Source organism: Marinobacter zhejiangensis, from assembly GCF_900114775.1.
GTDB lineage: Bacteria > Pseudomonadota > Gammaproteobacteria > Pseudomonadales > Oleiphilaceae > Marinobacter > Marinobacter zhejiangensis.
The window spans coordinates 1-16,742 of the sequence record NZ_FOUE01000005.1 but is presented as its reverse complement, the minus strand read 5'-3'; the positions used below and the strand labels follow the sequence as shown (position 1 = coordinate 16,742).

The following is a 16,742-nucleotide window of genomic DNA, read 5'->3' as shown; positions in this document are numbered from 1 at the left end:
AAGCTAAGGGGCGCAATAAATATCTGTGCCCCATGAGAGCCTTAGGTGCCGGTCTCCATCCAAATCGTGTTCGGCGCGGAACCTTCCCCCGCGATTGATTGCGAGATAACTCATCTTGCCACCTGAGCTATCAGTCTTCGGGCATAGCACCAGGCCCCCTGATGCTCCATGTACCATTCCAGAGGCGGAGAATTGCAGATAGCCTCGGCCTCCGGTTCGAGAGCGTACCGTAAATGGTTCCGCAGGTGCCTCCAGGATACGCCATACCGTCCCGTTGTCCGGCTGCTTGTTGTTATCGCTGTCGGGGAATACCGATACAGGCCGGTTCCAGTCGTCTTCGCAGTGGTTTGCCTCGTTTAACGGGCATAATGTAACCAGCCGGTTTTGGCTGGCGGCCATCCAACGCCCGTAGTTGAACAGCTCGGCGTAGGCATTGATCTGGGCTCGATGACGAACATCATTGATCCAGCGCGACCAATTAGAAAGGGCGAAGGTGGTTGCAATAGAAATGATGGTTATGGCTATAAGCAGCTCCACCAGGGTAACCCCGGAGCTGGTTGTCGAATGGTTCATCCTTGAATCCTTCGTGAGTTAATGATCTTTTTCAACAGCCTTGAAATTCTGACGAATCCGTTCGCCAGAACAGCTAATGCCGAAGTGGAGTTTACTCCATTCCCAACTTCTTCAACTTATACCGCAAGGCCCGAAAACTGATGCCCAAGCGCTTCGCCGCAGCGGTTTTATTCCAACGTGTGGCTTCCAGTGCCCTATTGATGGCCTGTTTTTCGATGGATTCCAAATAACCTTCAAGGTCCATGTCGCCATCTGGAAGCTCCATGGGAGCATCGCTATCGTTGCCGTAATCAATGGAAATTGAGTGGCCTTGGTGCCCATTGCCCAGCTGCAAATCACCACCGGCAATGACGTCGTTGTCGCACAGGGTGTACGCCCGTTCCAGGATGTTTTCCAGTTCACGAACGTTACCGGGGAAGTCGTAGCTTTGCAGGCGTCCGATGGCGTCGGGGGTTAGCTCCGCAGGGTCGCATTCATACTCTTTAGCAACCCGTTGAAGAATGTGGTTGGCGAGCAGTTCGACATCGTCTTTGCGTTGCCTGAGTGGCGGTACCATCAGCTCTATGACGTTGATTCGATAAAACAGATCCTGACGGAAACTTCCTTCGGCTACCAGTTCGGGGAGGTTCTTGTGGGTTGCGCTCAGTACCCGGATATCGACCGGGATTTCCTTGGTGTCGCCGACAGGGCGGACCGCTTTTTCCTGAATGGCTCGCAAAAGCTTAACCTGCATGGCTAACGGCAAATCGGCGACTTCATCCAGGAACAGGGTGCCACCATTGGCCGACCGAAATAGGCCATCCTTGTTGTCGACGGCGCCGGTGAAGCTGCCCTTCTTGTGACCGAAGAATTCGCTTTCCATCAGTTCCGATGGGATTGCACCGCAGTTGACCGCGATGAACGGGCCTTCGCTTCGAGGGCCTTGAAGGTGGATCATACGGGCGACCAGCTCTTTACCACTGCCGGACTCGCCGCTGATAAACACCGGGGCCTGGCTGCGGGCAAGCTTGCGAACCTGGTTACGTAACCGCTTAATCTCAGCTGAGTTACCCAGCAACAAGCCGGGGTCGTCCGGCGACGATTCCTGGGTTTCTGGCGCTGTGGATAGCTTCAGGGCACTGTTGACCAGTTCACGTAACCGGTTGAGCTCCACTGGCTTGGAGACGAAATCAAAGGCGCCGGCCTTGAGTGCCTGTATGGCCGTATCCATGCTGCCATAGGCCGTTATCACCGCGACCGGTGTGCAAGGGCTGTGGGTTTGAATCCAGCTGACCAGTTCAATGCCGTCGCCGTCTGGCAGGTTCATGTCAGTCAGGCAAAGTTGGGGGGATGAGCCCTGTAACAGCCGTTTCGCAGTCGCGACATCCGGGGCGGTCAGAGTGTCAATGCCCATGCGGCTCAGGGTGATGTCGAGCAATTCGCGAATATCGGGCTCATCGTCGACAATCAACGCAGTAGGTGTGGTCATGGGGTCTTGCGGGTCCATCGTATCAAGTGGTGTTGGTGCCATCAGATCAACCGCCCCGGGTGGGCGAAGGTAATGCGAAAACAGCTCCCTGGCTGATCGTCGTTCAGTAACGACAGGTGGGCCTGGTTAGCCTCGCACAGTTCCCTGGCGAGATAAAGGCCCAGACCGGTGCCGCTTTTATCGGTTGTGAAAAACGGCTCAAAAACCGCACCGTGATTCTCTTTCTGAATGCCGGGGCCTTGATCTCGAATATCAATAAATGCCCGTTCACCGTCACTGGTAATGCCGGCGTGAATTTGCAACGTCGCTTCGCCCACAGTTTGAAAGCTGTAGCGAAGACCGTTGTCGCACAAATTGACCATGACTTGTTCGATCTGGCTGGGGTCAAAACGTGCCGCTGGCAGGTTGTCGTCTACACCCAGCTGAATATTGGGTGTCGGGCTGGAGTCATCACGAGCTGTATGCCGATAATTATCCAGAAACTCCGGCAGCCAGGTTTTGATGTCAATCAGTTCGCTGCTTGCTTCCCGGCGCCGGGAAAGGTCCAGAACGTTCTCGATGATGCCGTTGACCCGTTTGGAGTGCCGGTGAATGATGTCCAGCATCTTCTGATCGCCGGGGCCGAGGTTGTCAGACTCCTCCATCAGCTGGGCAGCATGGCTGATCGCGCCCAACGGGTTGCGAATCTCATGGGCAATACCCGCGGTGAGGCGGCCGAGTGCTGCAAGCTTCATTTGCTGGGCTTGCTGAGTGACTTTGCCCAGATCTTCGACAAACACCAGGATCAGCTCCCCGTGTTCTTGGTCGAGAGGGGTGAAGTTGACCTGGACCAGTGGTGCCGTAGGGCTCGCCTGAAACGGAGCTGTGCGTAGTTCTGGAGCTTTTAGCCAGTCCTCAAGGCGCTGGCGTAAAAGGCGGGGCAGGGCTTGACCTTTGGGGGAGCGCTTGGCGAGTGCGCCGCCGGGGATGCCGAATAGCAGTTCTTCGGCGGCCGCGTTAACCAATCGGATATTTCCGAAGCGGTCCACTACCAGTATGCCAGTCCGCATACGTTGAATGATTTGTTGGTTGATCTGCTCCAGCTGTTGGATGCTTTGGGCTCGTGAGCTGGCCAGGGCCTCACTTCGGGTCATCCTTCGGGTGATCGACTGCAGGATAAACGCGGCGGCGAAGTAAAGGATGCCCAGAGTCCCAGCCCGAACGATGGCATCTGCCTTGTCGTCCAGAACCAGCACGCTCCAGGCTGCCAGTAGCAGCGAGCCTATGGCAGCGAGGGCTGCGTAGAGTGTGCCAATGCGACTGGGGGTGAGAATGTTGCCGGCGGCTACCGCTATGATCACCAGGTTTGCAAGACCGCTTTCGATGCCCGATGTGCAGTACACAAAGCCGTGCAGGAAGGCGATGTCCAGGGATATGGAGACGATGACATGCCGTGGTTGTGGTTTTATTCCCGCAAACAGCAACAGCGCAATGAAGACGTTTAGCGACAGGTAGGCGAAGACGCCGATCTGGAACAGTTCAGGCGCTCGAAATTGAATGCCCAGGTCCCCCGGGTCTACCAGAAGCAGGCCAACCAGCATCATGCAGATTGCGAGACGATAGTGGTTGTAGATACGGAACAGGCGGGTTGACTGGTTCGGTTGGGGGGTGCCCGAAGTTGTTAGAAATGCAGGTTGGTTATTGGGCATGGTTGTCGTTGGTTCTTCGGCGGCTCTGTAGGGTTTATAATAGCCTTTTACCGGCAATGAGTTACAGGAGCAACGTATGTCTCGCGCCCAAGGGCAGAACCCCGTAGGCACCACTGCTACCAGTCTACGGGTAGTCATGGCTCAGATTGATTTTCTGGTTGGGGATATTCCCGGGAATACCCAGCTGGTTATCGACTCGGCAAGGCAGGCGCACACACAGCATCAGGCTGATGTCGTGGTGTTTCCTGAACTCTGTCTGACGGGCTATCCACCGGAAGACCTGCTGCTACGCCCCAGTCTGGATGTCCGTATCCAGGAATCCCTGGATACTCTCCGTCAGGCGAACCTGCCGGTTGCGATCGTGTTTGGGGCGCCGGTTCGTCGCAATGGCCTGTTGTATAACGCCGCGTTGGTGCTGGAATCGGGGGAAATCACCCAAACGTATTGCAAGCAGTTTCGCCCGAACTACCAGGTGTTCGATGAGAAGCGCTATTTCTCTGCAGGGCAGGACAGCTGCGTATTCAACCTCTGTGGCGTGCCGGTAGGGCTCACGGTTTGCGAGGATATCTGGAACGATGGACCGGTCGAGCAGGCCGCTGCCGCGGGGGCGAGACTGATCATCAACCTGAATGCTTCTCCGTTTGATACTGATAAGCAGGAACGTCGCAAGGCGTTGCTTGAACGTAAGTCAGCCGAGAATCAGGTGGCTATTGTCTACACCAATCTGGTTGGCGGTCAGGACGAACTGGTGTTTGATGGTGGCTCCATGGTTTACGACCACTCCGGTAACCTGGCGATGGAGGCCCCCCGGTTTGAAGAGGGGTTGTATTGTGTCGACTTCCTGTACGAACACCATTGCCAGCCGGTCTCCCAGCAGCGACCAGAACCACTGACCCTGGAGGAGAGCGTTTATAAGGCGCTCGTGCTTGGCGTTCGGGATTACACCAACAAAAACGGTTTCAAATCTGTCGTGTTGGGCTTGTCTGGCGGCATTGACTCGGCGGTGACCCTGGCGGTTGCAGTTGATGCGCTCGGGGCAGACCGGGTTCGGGCGGTAATGATGCCGTTCAAGTACACCTCCAGCATGAGTCTGGAAGATGCTGAAGCTGAAGCCAGGGCGCTTGGTGTTCAGTACGACGTATTCTCCATCGAGCCCATGTACGAATCGTTTATGGCGACACTCGAAAAGCCGTTCTCTGGCACCCAGCCGGATACGACTGAAGAAAACCTGCAAGCCCGCCTGCGGGGCGTGCTGCTGATGTCACTGTCTAACAAGTTTGGCGCCTTGGTTCTAACCACTGGCAACAAAAGCGAAATGGCGGTGGGGTACTCCACGCTGTATGGCGATATGGCTGGTGGTTTTGATGTCCTGAAAGATGTTCCCAAGACCCTGGTGTTCCAGTTGGCGCGCTATCGCAATACGCTGTCCCAGGTTATTCCTGAGCGAGTGATCACGCGGCCACCTTCGGCTGAGCTGGCGCCGGACCAGAAGGATCAGGACAGCCTGCCGGATTACGATACCCTGGACCAGATTCTCAACCTTTATGTTGAGCGGGATTTCAGCGCAGAGGCGATTGTTGCTGAGGGGTTTGAGCGGGCGGACGTGGAGCGTACGGTGAGACTGGTGGATATCAACGAATACAAGCGTCGTCAGGCACCGATTGGTGTGCGCATAACTGAGCGGGGCTTCGGTAAGGACCGACGTTATCCGATCACCAATAAATGGAAGATTGGTAAATAAGTCCCGGCGGGGCTCCCTGAGGAGGAGCCCCATCCAGTCTACTCGTTTCCGAAGAGCCCGAAGGTAACCACGTTCAGCAGCGAGCGGTTTTGTCGCTCCAGGACGTGAGGCTGAAACTTCATATTGGCATCAAACGCATCACTGTCCGGGTAGTTGATGGCAAGCAGTTGAATGGCGTCGTTTGACGCATCATCCATGCCCAGGAAGCGGTAGGTCTCGACCATGATGATCAGCGCGTCTTCGGCAGCCGGTGTTGATGAGTAATTCTCAAAGATATAGCGAGCACGGTTGTTAGCGGCCAGGTAGGCTTCTCGCTTGATGTAGTAGCGGGCGGCTTCCAGTTCCAGATTGGCCATGCGGTTGCGGATCGCGATCATTCGCTGGCGGGCATCGGCAGCGTACTCGCTGTCCGGGTAGCGGTTCAGCAGGGTAGAAAAGTCCCGGAACGCCTGGCGTTGTTCGCCGGGATCGCGGGCGCTGGTATCAATCGGGAAAAAGCGGCTGGCAAGGCCAATGTCCAGGTTATAGGACGCCAGACCTCGCAGGTACAGTGCGTAGTCTGCGTGACTGCTTTGGGGGTTCAGCCGGAGGAATCGGTCGGCGGCGGCGCGTGCGCCTTCAAGGTCCAGGTTCTGATAGCGGGCGTAAATCAGGTCGAGCTGCGCCTGTTCCGCATAACGGCCAAACGGGTAGTAGGTCTCAAGGAAGTCCAGGTTACGTTCGGCTTCGTTGAAATTGCCTGAGTTCATGGCATCCCGGGCCTGCTGATAGTAGGCCTCTTCCGGCAGCACTTCTTCCTGTTGGGTTGAGGCGCAGGCGCTGACCAGAATAACCAGGGTGGTCAGTACAAATACGCGAAAAACTGATCTCATGCCGGAATCCCGTATAATGATTGGATACTGATTGGCTGGCCATTGTAGCGGGGATGCTTCCGCTTGTTTAGTGGCCAGCCTCCCTTGATTGATTTTTGTAATACTTATCGACGACACCGGGCCCTGAATGACCGCCGAAAATCGAATTACCGAGTCTTATGTGATCCCCCCAGAACTGAGCGACCGCCGATTGGATCAGGCGGCTGCTTCACTCATGCCCGAACACTCCCGTTCCCGACTCCAGAGCTGGATCAAGAGTGGCGCTTTGACGGTCAACGGTGAAGTGCGCAAACCGCGGGACAAGGTGATGCTGGATGACCGGCTGGAGCTGAATGCTGAGCCAGAAGTCCAGGTTACCTGGCAAGCCGAGTCTATAGCGCTGGATATTGTCTATGAGGACGAACATCTGATTGTTCTGAACAAGCCGGCAGGACTGGTGGTTCACCCTGCGGCCGGACATGCGGATGGCACCTTGGTCAATGCGCTGCTGCATTACGCACCTGAAGTGGAAAACCTGCCCAGGGCTGGCATCGTTCACCGGCTGGATAAAGAAACCTCCGGCATCATGGTGGTGGCGCGGAGCCTGATTGCCCACACCTCGCTGGTGGACCAGCTGCAGACCCGGACCATGGGGCGGGAGTACGAAGCTGTTGTGGTAGGAACCCTGACCGGCGGTGGCGTTGTAGATGCGCCTATTGGCCGCCACCCCCAGGAGCGTAAGAAAATGGCGGTGGTGGCGTCAGGCAAACCGGCGGTCACCCACTATCGGCTGATTGAGCGCTTTGAGGCGCACACCCACGTGCGTTGCAAGCTGGAGAGCGGCCGTACCCACCAGATCCGGGTTCATATGACACACGTGAAGCACCCGCTGGTTGGCGATCCTCTCTATGGAGGACGGTTTCGCCTGCCGAAAGGTGCGACGGAGGAGCTTCGGGAAGTGCTGTCCCGGTTCCACCGCCAGGCGTTGCACGCTCGCAAGCTGACCTTGATGCACCCGGCGACCGGAGAGGAAATGAGCTGGGAGACCGAGCTGCCCGAGGATATGGTGAACCTGCTGGCGGCGTTGCGGAAGCATCGTGATGAGTTGGAACAGCGTGAGTTCTGAGCTGGATATCATCGTCCCTGACTGGCCCGCGCCGACATCTGTGCGGGCTGGTTGCAGTACCCGAGTGGGTGGTGCCAGTGTTGGTCCATGGCAAAGCCTGAATCTGGGTGACCATGTTCAGGATGATTTGGAACATGTGACAGAAAATCGGCGCAGACTGGCTCAGTGGGCGGGTGTGTCCCCAGAATCGTTTTGCTGGCTTGAGCAGGTGCATGGCGTTTCTGTCGCCAGGGCACCGACAGTTAGTGAGCAAGCCGTCAGCGAACAAAAAAAGGGAGCGCCCAAGGCGGATGCGAGCGTAACCCGTCACCAGGGTGTTGTCTGTACCGTGCTTACCGCAGACTGTTTACCGGTGTTGTTCTGTGCTCGTGACGGCAGCCAGGTTGGGGCGGCCCACGCGGGTTGGCGTGGCCTTTGTGCGGGGGTTCTGGAGCGGACTCTGGACACGTTCGCCTGTGGCCCTGAGGGGTTAATGGCGTGGCTTGGGCCAGCCATTGGGCCGCAAGCCTTTGAAGTCGGGGAGGAGGTTCGCGAGGCGTTCATGGCTGTCGATACCGCAGCAGACCAGGCCTTTGCCTCAAGCTCCAGGCCGGGCCATTATTTAGCCGATCTTTATCTACTCGCTCGGCAACGGTTGACCGGTGCGGGTGTCAGGGACATCTATGGTGGTGGCATCTGTACCTACCGTGAGTCCGACCGCTTTTATTCCTACCGACGGGATGGTGTCACTGGGCGGATGGCCAGTTTCATCTGGTTAACCTGATGTCCGTCAAAAAAATGACAGTTTTCGCTGTTTCCTCCTTGAAGTCCTGATCATTGCCCCTACATTTACTGTCAAAGTAACTAGCAGTTTGTGATTGTTGTTTGTGGATTTACACGACTGCGCCTATCTAATTGGGGACAACCACATCATGAGAATTGACAAACTGACCAGTCGGTTGCAAACCGCGCTTGCAGATGCCCAGTCCATTGCAGTTGGCAAAGATCACAACTTTATTGAGCCGCTTCACTTGATGCAGGCTTTGCTTGACCAGGACGGCAGTTCGATCAAACCCTTGCTGAAGCAGGCCGGTGCGGAACCGGGGCGACTGCGTCAGGCGGTATCTCGCGAAATTGAGAACCTTCCGGAAGTCAAAGGCTCTGCCGGAGATGTGTCCATGTCTAACGACATGGGGCGCCTGTTCAATATCGCCGATAAACTTGCCCAGCAACGGCAGGACCAGTTTATTTCAAGTGAGCTTGTACTGCTCGCGGCGCTGGAGGATCGCGGAACCTTAGGGCGTGTGTTGCGGGAGCAGGGCCTTGATAAAGCGGCCCTGGAAAAGGCTATTGACGATGTTCGTGGAGGCGAGTCCGTTAGCGACGCCTCGGCAGAAGAGAATCGACAGGCGCTGGGTAAGTACACCATTGATCTGACGGAACGTGCGGAAGCCGGAAAGCTTGATCCTGTCATCGGGCGGGATGACGAAATTCGCCGGACGATTCAGGTGCTGCAACGTCGGCGGAAGAACAACCCGGTCCTGATCGGTGAGCCGGGCGTGGGTAAAACGGCCATTGTTGAAGGTCTGGCCCAGCGGATCGTCAACGGAGAGGTGCCGGATGGCCTTCGTGGCAAGCGGGTGTTGTCTTTGGACATGGGGGCGCTTATCGCTGGCGCCAAATTCCGGGGTGAGTTCGAGGAACGGCTGAAAGCTGTGCTCAATGAGCTGGCCAAGCAGGAAGGGCAGATCATCCTGTTTGTCGATGAGTTGCACACGATGGTTGGTGCGGGTAAAGCCGAGGGTTCCATGGATGCCGGCAACATGCTTAAGCCTGCACTGGCCCGGGGAGAGCTCCACTGTGTTGGGGCGACCACCCTGGATGAATACCGGGAAAACATCGAAAAAGATGCCGCGCTGGAACGTCGCTTCCAGAAGGTGCTGGTTTCCGAACCCAGCGAAGAAGATACGATTGCGATTCTGCGGGGGCTCAAAGAGCGATACGAAGTTCACCATGGAGTAGAGGTGACGGACGGAGCGATCATCGCTGCGGCCAAGCTGTCGCATCGCTATATCACTGACCGTCAGTTGCCCGACAAGGCCATTGATCTGGTGGATGAGGCTGCGAGCCAGATCCGCATGGAAATGGACTCGAAACCGGAGGCTCTTGATCGCTTGGAGCGCAGGCTGATCCAGCTCAAGATCGAGCGGGAGGCCTTGAAGAAGGAAACCGATGAGGCCTCCAGGAAACGCCTGGAAGAATTGAAGGGCGTGATCAACGGTGTTGAGCGGGAATACGCTGATCTTGAAGAGGTCTGGAACACCGAAAAGGCGGCCCTCCATGGTTCCCAGAAAATCAAGAGCCAGCTGGAGCAGGCACGGATTGACCTGGAGAATGCGCGCCGGGCCGGTAACCTGGCGGAGATGTCGGAACTCCAGTATGGCCGGATTCCGGAGTTGGAACGTCAGTTGGATATGGCCAGCCAGGCAGAAATGATGGAGATGAAGCTGCTGCGTAACCGGGTGACGGACGAAGAGATTGCGGAAGTGGTTTCCAAGTGGACCGGAATTCCGGTGTCCAAAATGCTTGAAGGTGAGCGGGACAAGCTGATGCGGATGGAAGAGGCATTGCATCAGCGGGTGATTGGGCAAGGCGAGGCAGTTGAGGCCGTATCCAATGCGGTTCGTCGTTCCCGTGCCGGTTTGTCGGACCCCAATCGCCCTAACGGCTCCTTCCTGTTCCTTGGCCCGACCGGTGTGGGTAAGACAGAGCTGTGCAAAGCCCTCGCCTCGTTCCTGTTTGATACCGAGGACGCCATGGTTCGCATCGATATGTCAGAGTTCATGGAGAAGCACTCCGTGGCCCGACTGATCGGGGCGCCTCCTGGCTATGTGGGCTATGAGGAAGGCGGTTACCTCACGGAAGCGGTGCGCCGCAGGCCATACTCGGTGCTGTTGCTGGACGAGGTAGAGAAAGCGCATCCAGACGTCTTCAATATCCTGCTGCAAGTACTGGACGATGGCCGGTTGACTGACGGTCAGGGGCGGACGGTGGATTTCCGGAATACGGTGATCGTTATGACCTCCAACCTTGGCTCGGACATTATCCAGCAGCAGGCGGGCGACGAGAATTACGAGACAATGAAGGCTGCGGTGATGGAGGTGGTTGGTACGCATTTCCGGCCGGAATTCATTAACCGTGTCGATGAGGTTGTCGTCTTCCACCCGCTGGGCGGTGAACAGATCCACGGAATTGCCAAGGTTCAGATCGAGTTGCTTAACCGACGCCTCAAAGATCAGGACATGGCGTTGGTACTGGACGACGCTGCTCTGGATCTACTGGCTGAGGTGGGCTATGACCCGGTGTATGGTGCCCGGCCACTCAAACGTGCCATTCAGCGGATGATTGAAAACCCGCTGGCACAAAGGTTGTTGAAAGGCGAGTTTGTGCCGGGGGATACCATTCGGGCGACGGTGAAAGAGCACGAGCTGGTGTTTGGTAAAGGCTAAAGGAGGTAATCTAGCCCTGGAATAGGTGTAATCCTGTTTCAGGGCTAGACAAGTATCACTGCGTGGTAGTTTCCGGGGAGCAGCTCTCGTCAGCAATCTGCTGAAAGCTGTTCCTCTTTTCCTCGATCTCGGCGGGGGTGAGGTACCGGGCTTCGCCGTCCTCTTCGACACGAATCCGGCTTGTTGAATTGAGAATGCGAAGGTTTGTATTCGCAGCCTCACAATTGGCGGCTCGTTGTTTTTGTCTGGCTTCCTCGACGGCGGCTACGCGTTGTCGTTCCGCTTCATCCTGTTGCCTGCCCTCCAGTGCTTCAACACTCTCCTGTGGACTTGGCTCTCCCGCTTGAGGGTTGGAGCCTCTGCCGGTCCTGACGTTGACAGACTCAGCGCGGGCGCCAACGGGCTGCCTGTCGCCAAAGTGTGTGACACCATTTTCATCAGTCCATTTGTAGACAGATTCGCCAACTGCAAACCCAGGCGCCAAAGTGACGGCGAGGGCCAAAATAAGTGATCTGCTTTTCATGCCAATACTCTTTATTCGCCGGTTGATTGCAGGCACTTACATGCCTTTTATGGAATGCTCTATTTGGGGCTATTGTGAAGGTTTTTGGCGCTATGACGCAATTTTCTATGTCACATAACGGACAAAGTATGGCAGAGATTCGGAGCCTTGCCGGCTAAATCTGTTGCGCGCCGCTATTGACAGGGAGTTTCGCGCTGTCAGAATTACCGATTGCCTGAAAACAGGGGTTAATACGGCAGGCAATCCCGTGCAAGTATCCCCCTTTTATTACCACACCGAACACTATGCGTCGTGGGCGCGGAACGGTTGTTGCGATACCGCAACCCGTTGATTGGCCGCTCTCCGCAACCCTCAGGAGCGCGGCGGGCCAGGAGATAACCTCTCGTCAGTCGGTGTGGCGGAACGTCTGTAGCAGCTTTCAAAAGAAGCCTGATAACCAGACCCCCAGGCAACCGGGACTGCTTCCCGGAACATTCACTCGTAGCAGAGGGTAGAAAACGTGGAGTTATTGTCTGGCGCCGACATGCTGATTCGGTCCCTTCAGGATGAAGGCATTGAATACATTTACGGCTATCCGGGTGGTGCAGCGCTGCATATTTATGATGCGCTGTTTAGGCAGGACAAAGTCAAGCATATCCTGGTTCGTCATGAGCAGGCCGCGGTCCATATGGCCGATGGTTATGCCCGTGCGACCGGAAAACCAGGTACCGTACTGGTGACCTCGGGTCCTGGAGCCACCAACACGATTACTGGCATTGCAACAGCGTTCATGGATTCCATTCCCATGGTAGTGCTGTGTGGCCAGGTTGCATCGACCCTGATCGGTGAAGATGCATTCCAGGAGACCGATATGATCGGTGTCTCCCGCCCCGTTGTAAAACACAACCTCAGCGTCCGTCACCCGGAAGAAATTCCGGAGGTAATTCGCAAGGCCTATTACATTGCTGCCACCGGTCGCCCAGGACCTGTCGTCGTGGATATTCCCAAGGATATGACCACGCCGAACGAGCGCTATGAATATTCCTACCCCAAAAAGGTAAAACTGCGCTCCTACAATCCTGCCGTGCGAGGCCATGCAGGCCAGATCAAAAAGGCCGTGGACATGCTGCTGGCGGCCAAGCGACCAATGATCTACGCCGGTGGTGGAGTCATTCTGGGGCAGGCTTCTGATCAGCTGATAGAGCTGACCCGGATGCTGGGTTATCCCATTACCAATACCTTGATGGGGATTGGTTGCTACCCTGCAACTGACAAGCAGCACCTTGGCTGGCTGGGTATGCACGGGACCTACGAGTCCAATATGGCAATGCACCATTCGGACCTGATTCTCTGTGTGGGTGCCCGCTTTGATGACCGGGTCACTAACGCGACCGAGAAGTTCTGTCCGGGTGCTCGTATCGTACACATCGATATTGATCCTGCCTCAATTTCCAAAACCATTGAAGCCGATGTGCCCATCGTGGGCCCGGTTGATGCGGTTCTCAAGGAAATGATTGCCTTGGTCAAAGAGTCCAAGGAAAAGCCGGATGCGGAAGCGCTGTCGGCCTGGTGGAAGCAGATCGAAGAATGGCGTGCATTCCACGGTATGCGCTACGAAACCAGCTCTGATGCCATCAAGCCTCAGGAGGTCATCGAGGCCCTGTGGCGCCTGACGAATGGTGAAGCCTATGTTGCTTCCGACGTTGGCCAGCATCAGATGTTTGCGGCTCAGTACTACAAGTTTGACAAGCCTAATCGCTGGATCAACTCTGGCGGGCTGGGGACGATGGGCTTTGGTCTGCCGGCAGCCATGGGTGTCAAGCTGACGCATCCCGATGCGGAAGTGCTGTGTGTGACTGGCGAAGGCAGTATCCAGATGAATATTCAGGAGCTGTCCACCTGCAAGCAGTACGACCTTCCGGTGAAGATTGTTAACCTGAACAACCAGGCTCTGGGCATGGTGAAGCAGTGGCAGGACATGAACTACGAGTCCCGTCACTCCCAGTCTTACATGGAGTCGCTCCCTGACTTCATCAAGCTGGCGGAAGCTTACGGTCATGTCGGAATCCGGATTGAAAAGCGTGAAGATCTGGAACCAAAACTGAAAGAAGCCCTGGCGATGAAAGACAAGCTGGTGTTCCTTGATATCTACGTTGATCGCTTTGAGCACGTATACCCGATGCAGGTTGCCCGGGGCTCGATGAAGGATATGTGGCTCAGCAAGACGGAGAGGGTCTGATCACCATGCGTCGAATCATTTCTGTACTGCTGGAAAACGAGCCGGGCGCGCTGTCTCGGGTTGTTGGACTGTTCTCCCAGCGTAACTACAACATTGAAACGCTCACGGTAGCGCCGACCGAGGATGAGACGCTGTCTCGCCTGACCGTCACTACGACAGGGTCGGATAAGGTTATCGAGCAGATCACCAAGCAGCTCAATAAATTGATTGAAGTTGTCAAGCTGGTGGATCTGACCGAGGGTTCCCACATCGAACGAGAGCTGATGCTGGTCAAGCTGAAGGCCACGGGTTCCCAGCGCGCGGAGATCAAGCGCACGGTGGATATTTTCCGTGGCCAGATCGTGGATGTGACCAGTTCGGTCTATACCATCCAGTTGGCTGGTGACAGCGAAAAGCTTGATGGCTTTATCCAGGCTGTGGGCACGGCGGGAGTTCTCGAAGTGGTGCGTTCCGGGGTATCAGGCATCGCGCGTGGCGAGAAGATCCTGAGCATCTGAGCAGTTTGACAGATTTTGTTATGATCACTGGCCCGCGGGCCAATATTACATAGAGGTTTATCATGCAGGTTTATTACGATAAGGATTGCGATCTTTCCATCATCCAGGGCAAGAAAGTTGCCGTTATCGGTTACGGTTCACAGGGGCATGCGCATGCTTGTAACCTGAAAGATTCCGGTGTTGACGTGACCGTTGGTCTGCGTCCGGGTTCTTCTTCCATTGCCAAAGCTGAAGCTCATGGCCTGAAGGTTACTGATGTACCGGCTGCCGTTGCCGCGGCTGATGTTGTCATGATTCTTACTCCGGATGAGTTTCAGGCTCAGCTGTATAAGGGTGAAATCGAGCCAAACCTGAAGCAGGGTGCAACGCTGGCATTTGCACACGGCTTTGCGATTCACTACAACCAGATCGTTCCCCGTGCGGACCTGGACGTTATCATGATCGCTCCGAAGGCTCCGGGTCACACAGTGCGTTCCGAGTTCGTCAAGGGCGGCGGTATTCCTGACCTGATTGCGATCTTCCAGGACGCGTCCGGTAACGCCAAGAACGTTGCTTTGTCCTATGCAAGCGGTGTGGGCGGTGGTCGTACCGGTATCATTGAAACGACTTTCAAAGACGAAACCGAAACCGACCTGTTCGGTGAGCAGGCTGTTCTGTGTGGTGGTGCGGTTGAGCTGGTAAAAGCCGGTTTCGACACCCTGGTAGAAGCGGGCTACGCTCCTGAAATGGCGTACTTCGAGTGTCTGCATGAGCTGAAGCTGATCGTTGACCTGATGTACGAGGGCGGTATCGCCAACATGAACTACTCCATCTCCAACAACGCGGAGTACGGTGAGTACGTGACCGGTCCGGAAGTGATCAACGACGAATCCCGTGCCGCTATGCGTAATGCCCTCAAGCGCATCCAGAGTGGTGAATATGCCAAGATGTTCATCTCTGAAGGTGCTCACAACTACCCGTCCATGACCGCTGCCCGTCGCAACAACGCTGCGCATCCGATTGAGCAGGTAGGCGAGCAACTGCGTGAGATGATGCCCTGGATTTCTGCGAACAAGATCGTAGACAAGTCCAAGAACTGATTCATCTTGCAGTTAACAAAAACGCGGCCCATGATGGCCGCGTTTTTGTTTATACTTTCTTCCACAAGTTTTTCAGGGTTATAGGAATGATGACCGATAAAGAAACAGCTGAAACACAAATTGTCGCGGGCGCTGATGCTGTGGAAGAGGGGCATGAGCATAGCGACGGAGAAGTGGTTGAGGAAGAGTTGGTTGGAGGGGCGCCTGTGCGACGCAAGGGAATCTATCTTCTGCCTAACGCATTAACGACGGCTTCGCTGTTTTCAGGTTTCTACGCGATTGTGTCTGCTGCAAATGGTGTGTTTGATAATGCGGCCATTGCCATTTTTGTGTCGATGATCCTTGATGGGTTGGATGGCCGCGTTGCGCGCATGACCAACACCCAGAGCAAGTTCGGGGAAGAGTATGACAGTCTGGCGGACATGGTTGCGTTCGGTGTGGCTCCCGGGCTGGTTGCCTTTTTCTGGTCATTGAACGGATTGGACCAGGTTGGTTGGGCGGTCACCTTTATCTATGTGGCTGGCGCCGCGTTGCGTTTGGCGCGCTTCAATACCCAGATTGGCTCGGTGGACAAGAAGTTTTTTGTTGGTTTGCCTAGCCCCGCTGCTGCAGCTTGCGTGGCTGGATTGGTGTGGTGCTTCAATGGCGTGGAGCCGGCATCCTGGTTGACCGGACTAACATTGTTGGTGGTGGGTGGTACTGGGGTATTGATGGTGAGTAACGTGCTTTACCGCAGCTTCAAGGATCTTGATCTTCGGGGGCGGGTACCATTTGCGGCTATTCTCGTTGTTGTTCTGGCTTTTGTGGTTATTGCGCTGGATCCGGGTACCGTATTATTTAGTGGCTTCCTGCTTTATGCGCTTTCCGGCCCTGTTCGGGCTCTTTTTAGAAAAGTTAAGCGGGGGTCCTCGCCCCAGGTCTGAGCTATACTGATAAACAGGGTGGAATTTGATCGATTTCACCCTGTTTTGGTGTCTGGGGTAGGTGGAAACCGAAGTGTTTCGGATTTATTTCAAATTCCCGGTTGACGGCCTCGCTGAGGTCTGTAGAATGCGCGTCTCTTTCGAGGGACAAGCCGCTGAGGCGGGTTGGAAATCGAAAGGCAACTGGCTGAAAGTATTGAGAATTTTGAGTTTTCGAAATCTTCAAAATCAGCGGTTGACAAGGGGTCGGGTTGCTGTAGAATGCGCGCCTCCTTGAACGAGGAAGCCGGTTGGTTTCGGCAGTTTTCGGGTCACGAAAACGACTGAAAATAAACGGTTGACAAGGTAGCGGTTCGCTGTAGAATACGCGGCCTTGATTGAGCAACGGCTCAAACGCTCTTTAAAAAGTTAACTAAGTAATTCGTGTGGGCGCTGGCTGAGGTATTTCGGACATGAAATACCAAGACAGTGACTCGTCGAACATTGAGTTTTGTCTTGAGCAGATTTAGAAGCTTCGGCTTCTGTATGATTTAAACTGAAGAGTTTGATCATGGCTCAGATTGAACG

13 protein-coding genes are annotated in these 16,742 nt (G+C 55.4%); 8 read left to right on the top strand and 5 right to left on the bottom strand.

Annotation, left to right across the window (positions count from 1 at the left end):
• Positions 1–3: 3 nt before the first annotated feature.
• The 3 genes from BMZ67_RS15030 to BMZ67_RS15020 all read right to left on the bottom strand — a co-directional run bounded on the left by BMZ67_RS15030 (position 4) and on the right by BMZ67_RS15020 (position 3,729).
• Positions 4–573 (bottom strand): GspH/FimT family pseudopilin, encoded by a 570-nt coding sequence (locus BMZ67_RS15030; RefSeq protein WP_092025541.1) that lies wholly within the window; start codon positions 571–573, stop codon positions 4–6.
• A gap of 91 nt (positions 574–664) precedes the next feature.
• Positions 665–2,041, bottom strand: coding sequence for a sigma-54-dependent transcriptional regulator (locus BMZ67_RS15025; RefSeq protein WP_092024206.1), 1,377 nt, complete (start codon positions 2,039–2,041; stop codon positions 665–667).
• Between the two features lie 41 nt (positions 2,042–2,082).
• Positions 2,083–3,729 carry a sensor histidine kinase gene (locus BMZ67_RS15020; RefSeq protein ID WP_092024204.1) on the bottom strand — a complete coding sequence of 549 codons (1,647 nt, stop codon included), beginning with the start codon at positions 3,727–3,729 and terminating at the stop codon, positions 2,083–2,085.
• 76 nt (positions 3,730–3,805) lie between these two features.
• On the opposite strand from BMZ67_RS15020, the gene BMZ67_RS15015 reads away from it, so the two are divergent.
• On the top strand, positions 3,806–5,470 hold the full coding sequence (locus BMZ67_RS15015) for an NAD+ synthase (protein WP_092024202.1): 1,665 nt from the start codon (positions 3,806–3,808) through the stop codon (positions 5,468–5,470).
• A 38-nt stretch (positions 5,471–5,508) separates the two neighbouring features.
• Here BMZ67_RS15015 and BMZ67_RS15010 read toward each other — a convergent pair whose 3' ends face one another.
• Entirely contained in the window at positions 5,509–6,342 is an 834-nt protein-coding gene (locus BMZ67_RS15010) for an outer membrane protein assembly factor BamD (protein WP_092024200.1), read from the bottom strand.
• A 127-nt stretch (positions 6,343–6,469) separates the two neighbouring features.
• Here BMZ67_RS15010 and rluD point away from each other — a divergent pair, with 127 nt between their 5' ends.
• The 3 genes from rluD to clpB all read left to right on the top strand — a co-directional run bounded on the left by rluD (position 6,470) and on the right by clpB (position 10,935).
• On the top strand, positions 6,470–7,447 hold the full coding sequence (gene rluD / locus BMZ67_RS15005) for a 23S rRNA pseudouridine(1911/1915/1917) synthase RluD (protein WP_092024198.1): 978 nt from the start codon (positions 6,470–6,472) through the stop codon (positions 7,445–7,447).
• Positions 7,422–8,210 carry a peptidoglycan editing factor PgeF gene (gene pgeF / locus BMZ67_RS15000; RefSeq protein ID WP_092024196.1) on the top strand — a complete coding sequence of 263 codons (789 nt, stop codon included), beginning with the start codon at positions 7,422–7,424 and terminating at the stop codon, positions 8,208–8,210. Before rluD ends, pgeF begins: the two co-directional genes overlap by 26 nt.
• Positions 8,211–8,358: 148 nt before the next feature.
• Positions 8,359–10,935, top strand: coding sequence for an ATP-dependent chaperone ClpB (gene clpB / locus BMZ67_RS14995; protein WP_092024194.1), 2,577 nt, complete (start codon positions 8,359–8,361; stop codon positions 10,933–10,935).
• A 55-nt stretch (positions 10,936–10,990) separates the two neighbouring features.
• Here clpB and BMZ67_RS14990 read toward each other — a convergent pair whose 3' ends face one another.
• Positions 10,991–11,458, bottom strand: a complete 468-nt coding sequence (locus BMZ67_RS14990) for a DUF4124 domain-containing protein (RefSeq protein WP_092024192.1) — start codon at positions 11,456–11,458, stop codon at positions 10,991–10,993.
• 499 nt (positions 11,459–11,957) lie between these two features.
• Between BMZ67_RS14990 and BMZ67_RS14985 the strand changes: the two genes are divergently transcribed.
• The 4 genes from BMZ67_RS14985 (at position 11,958) to pssA (ending at position 16,175) form a co-directional block, all read left to right on the top strand.
• Positions 11,958–13,676: an acetolactate synthase 3 large subunit gene (locus tag BMZ67_RS14985; protein ID WP_092024190.1), complete on the top strand. Its 1,719-nt coding sequence runs from the start codon at positions 11,958–11,960 to the stop codon at positions 13,674–13,676.
• A gap of 5 nt (positions 13,677–13,681) precedes the next feature.
• A complete protein-coding gene (gene ilvN / locus BMZ67_RS14980; RefSeq protein WP_092025538.1) occupies positions 13,682–14,173 on the top strand; it encodes an acetolactate synthase small subunit in 492 nt (163 codons plus the stop codon).
• Positions 14,174–14,235: 62 nt separating this feature from the next.
• Positions 14,236–15,252: a ketol-acid reductoisomerase gene (gene ilvC / locus BMZ67_RS14975; protein ID WP_092024188.1), complete on the top strand. Its 1,017-nt coding sequence runs from the start codon at positions 14,236–14,238 to the stop codon at positions 15,250–15,252.
• Positions 15,253–15,338: 86 nt separating this feature from the next.
• Entirely contained in the window at positions 15,339–16,175 is an 837-nt protein-coding gene (gene pssA / locus BMZ67_RS14970) for a CDP-diacylglycerol--serine O-phosphatidyltransferase (protein WP_092024186.1), read from the top strand.
• Positions 16,176–16,742: the final 567 nt, after the last annotated feature.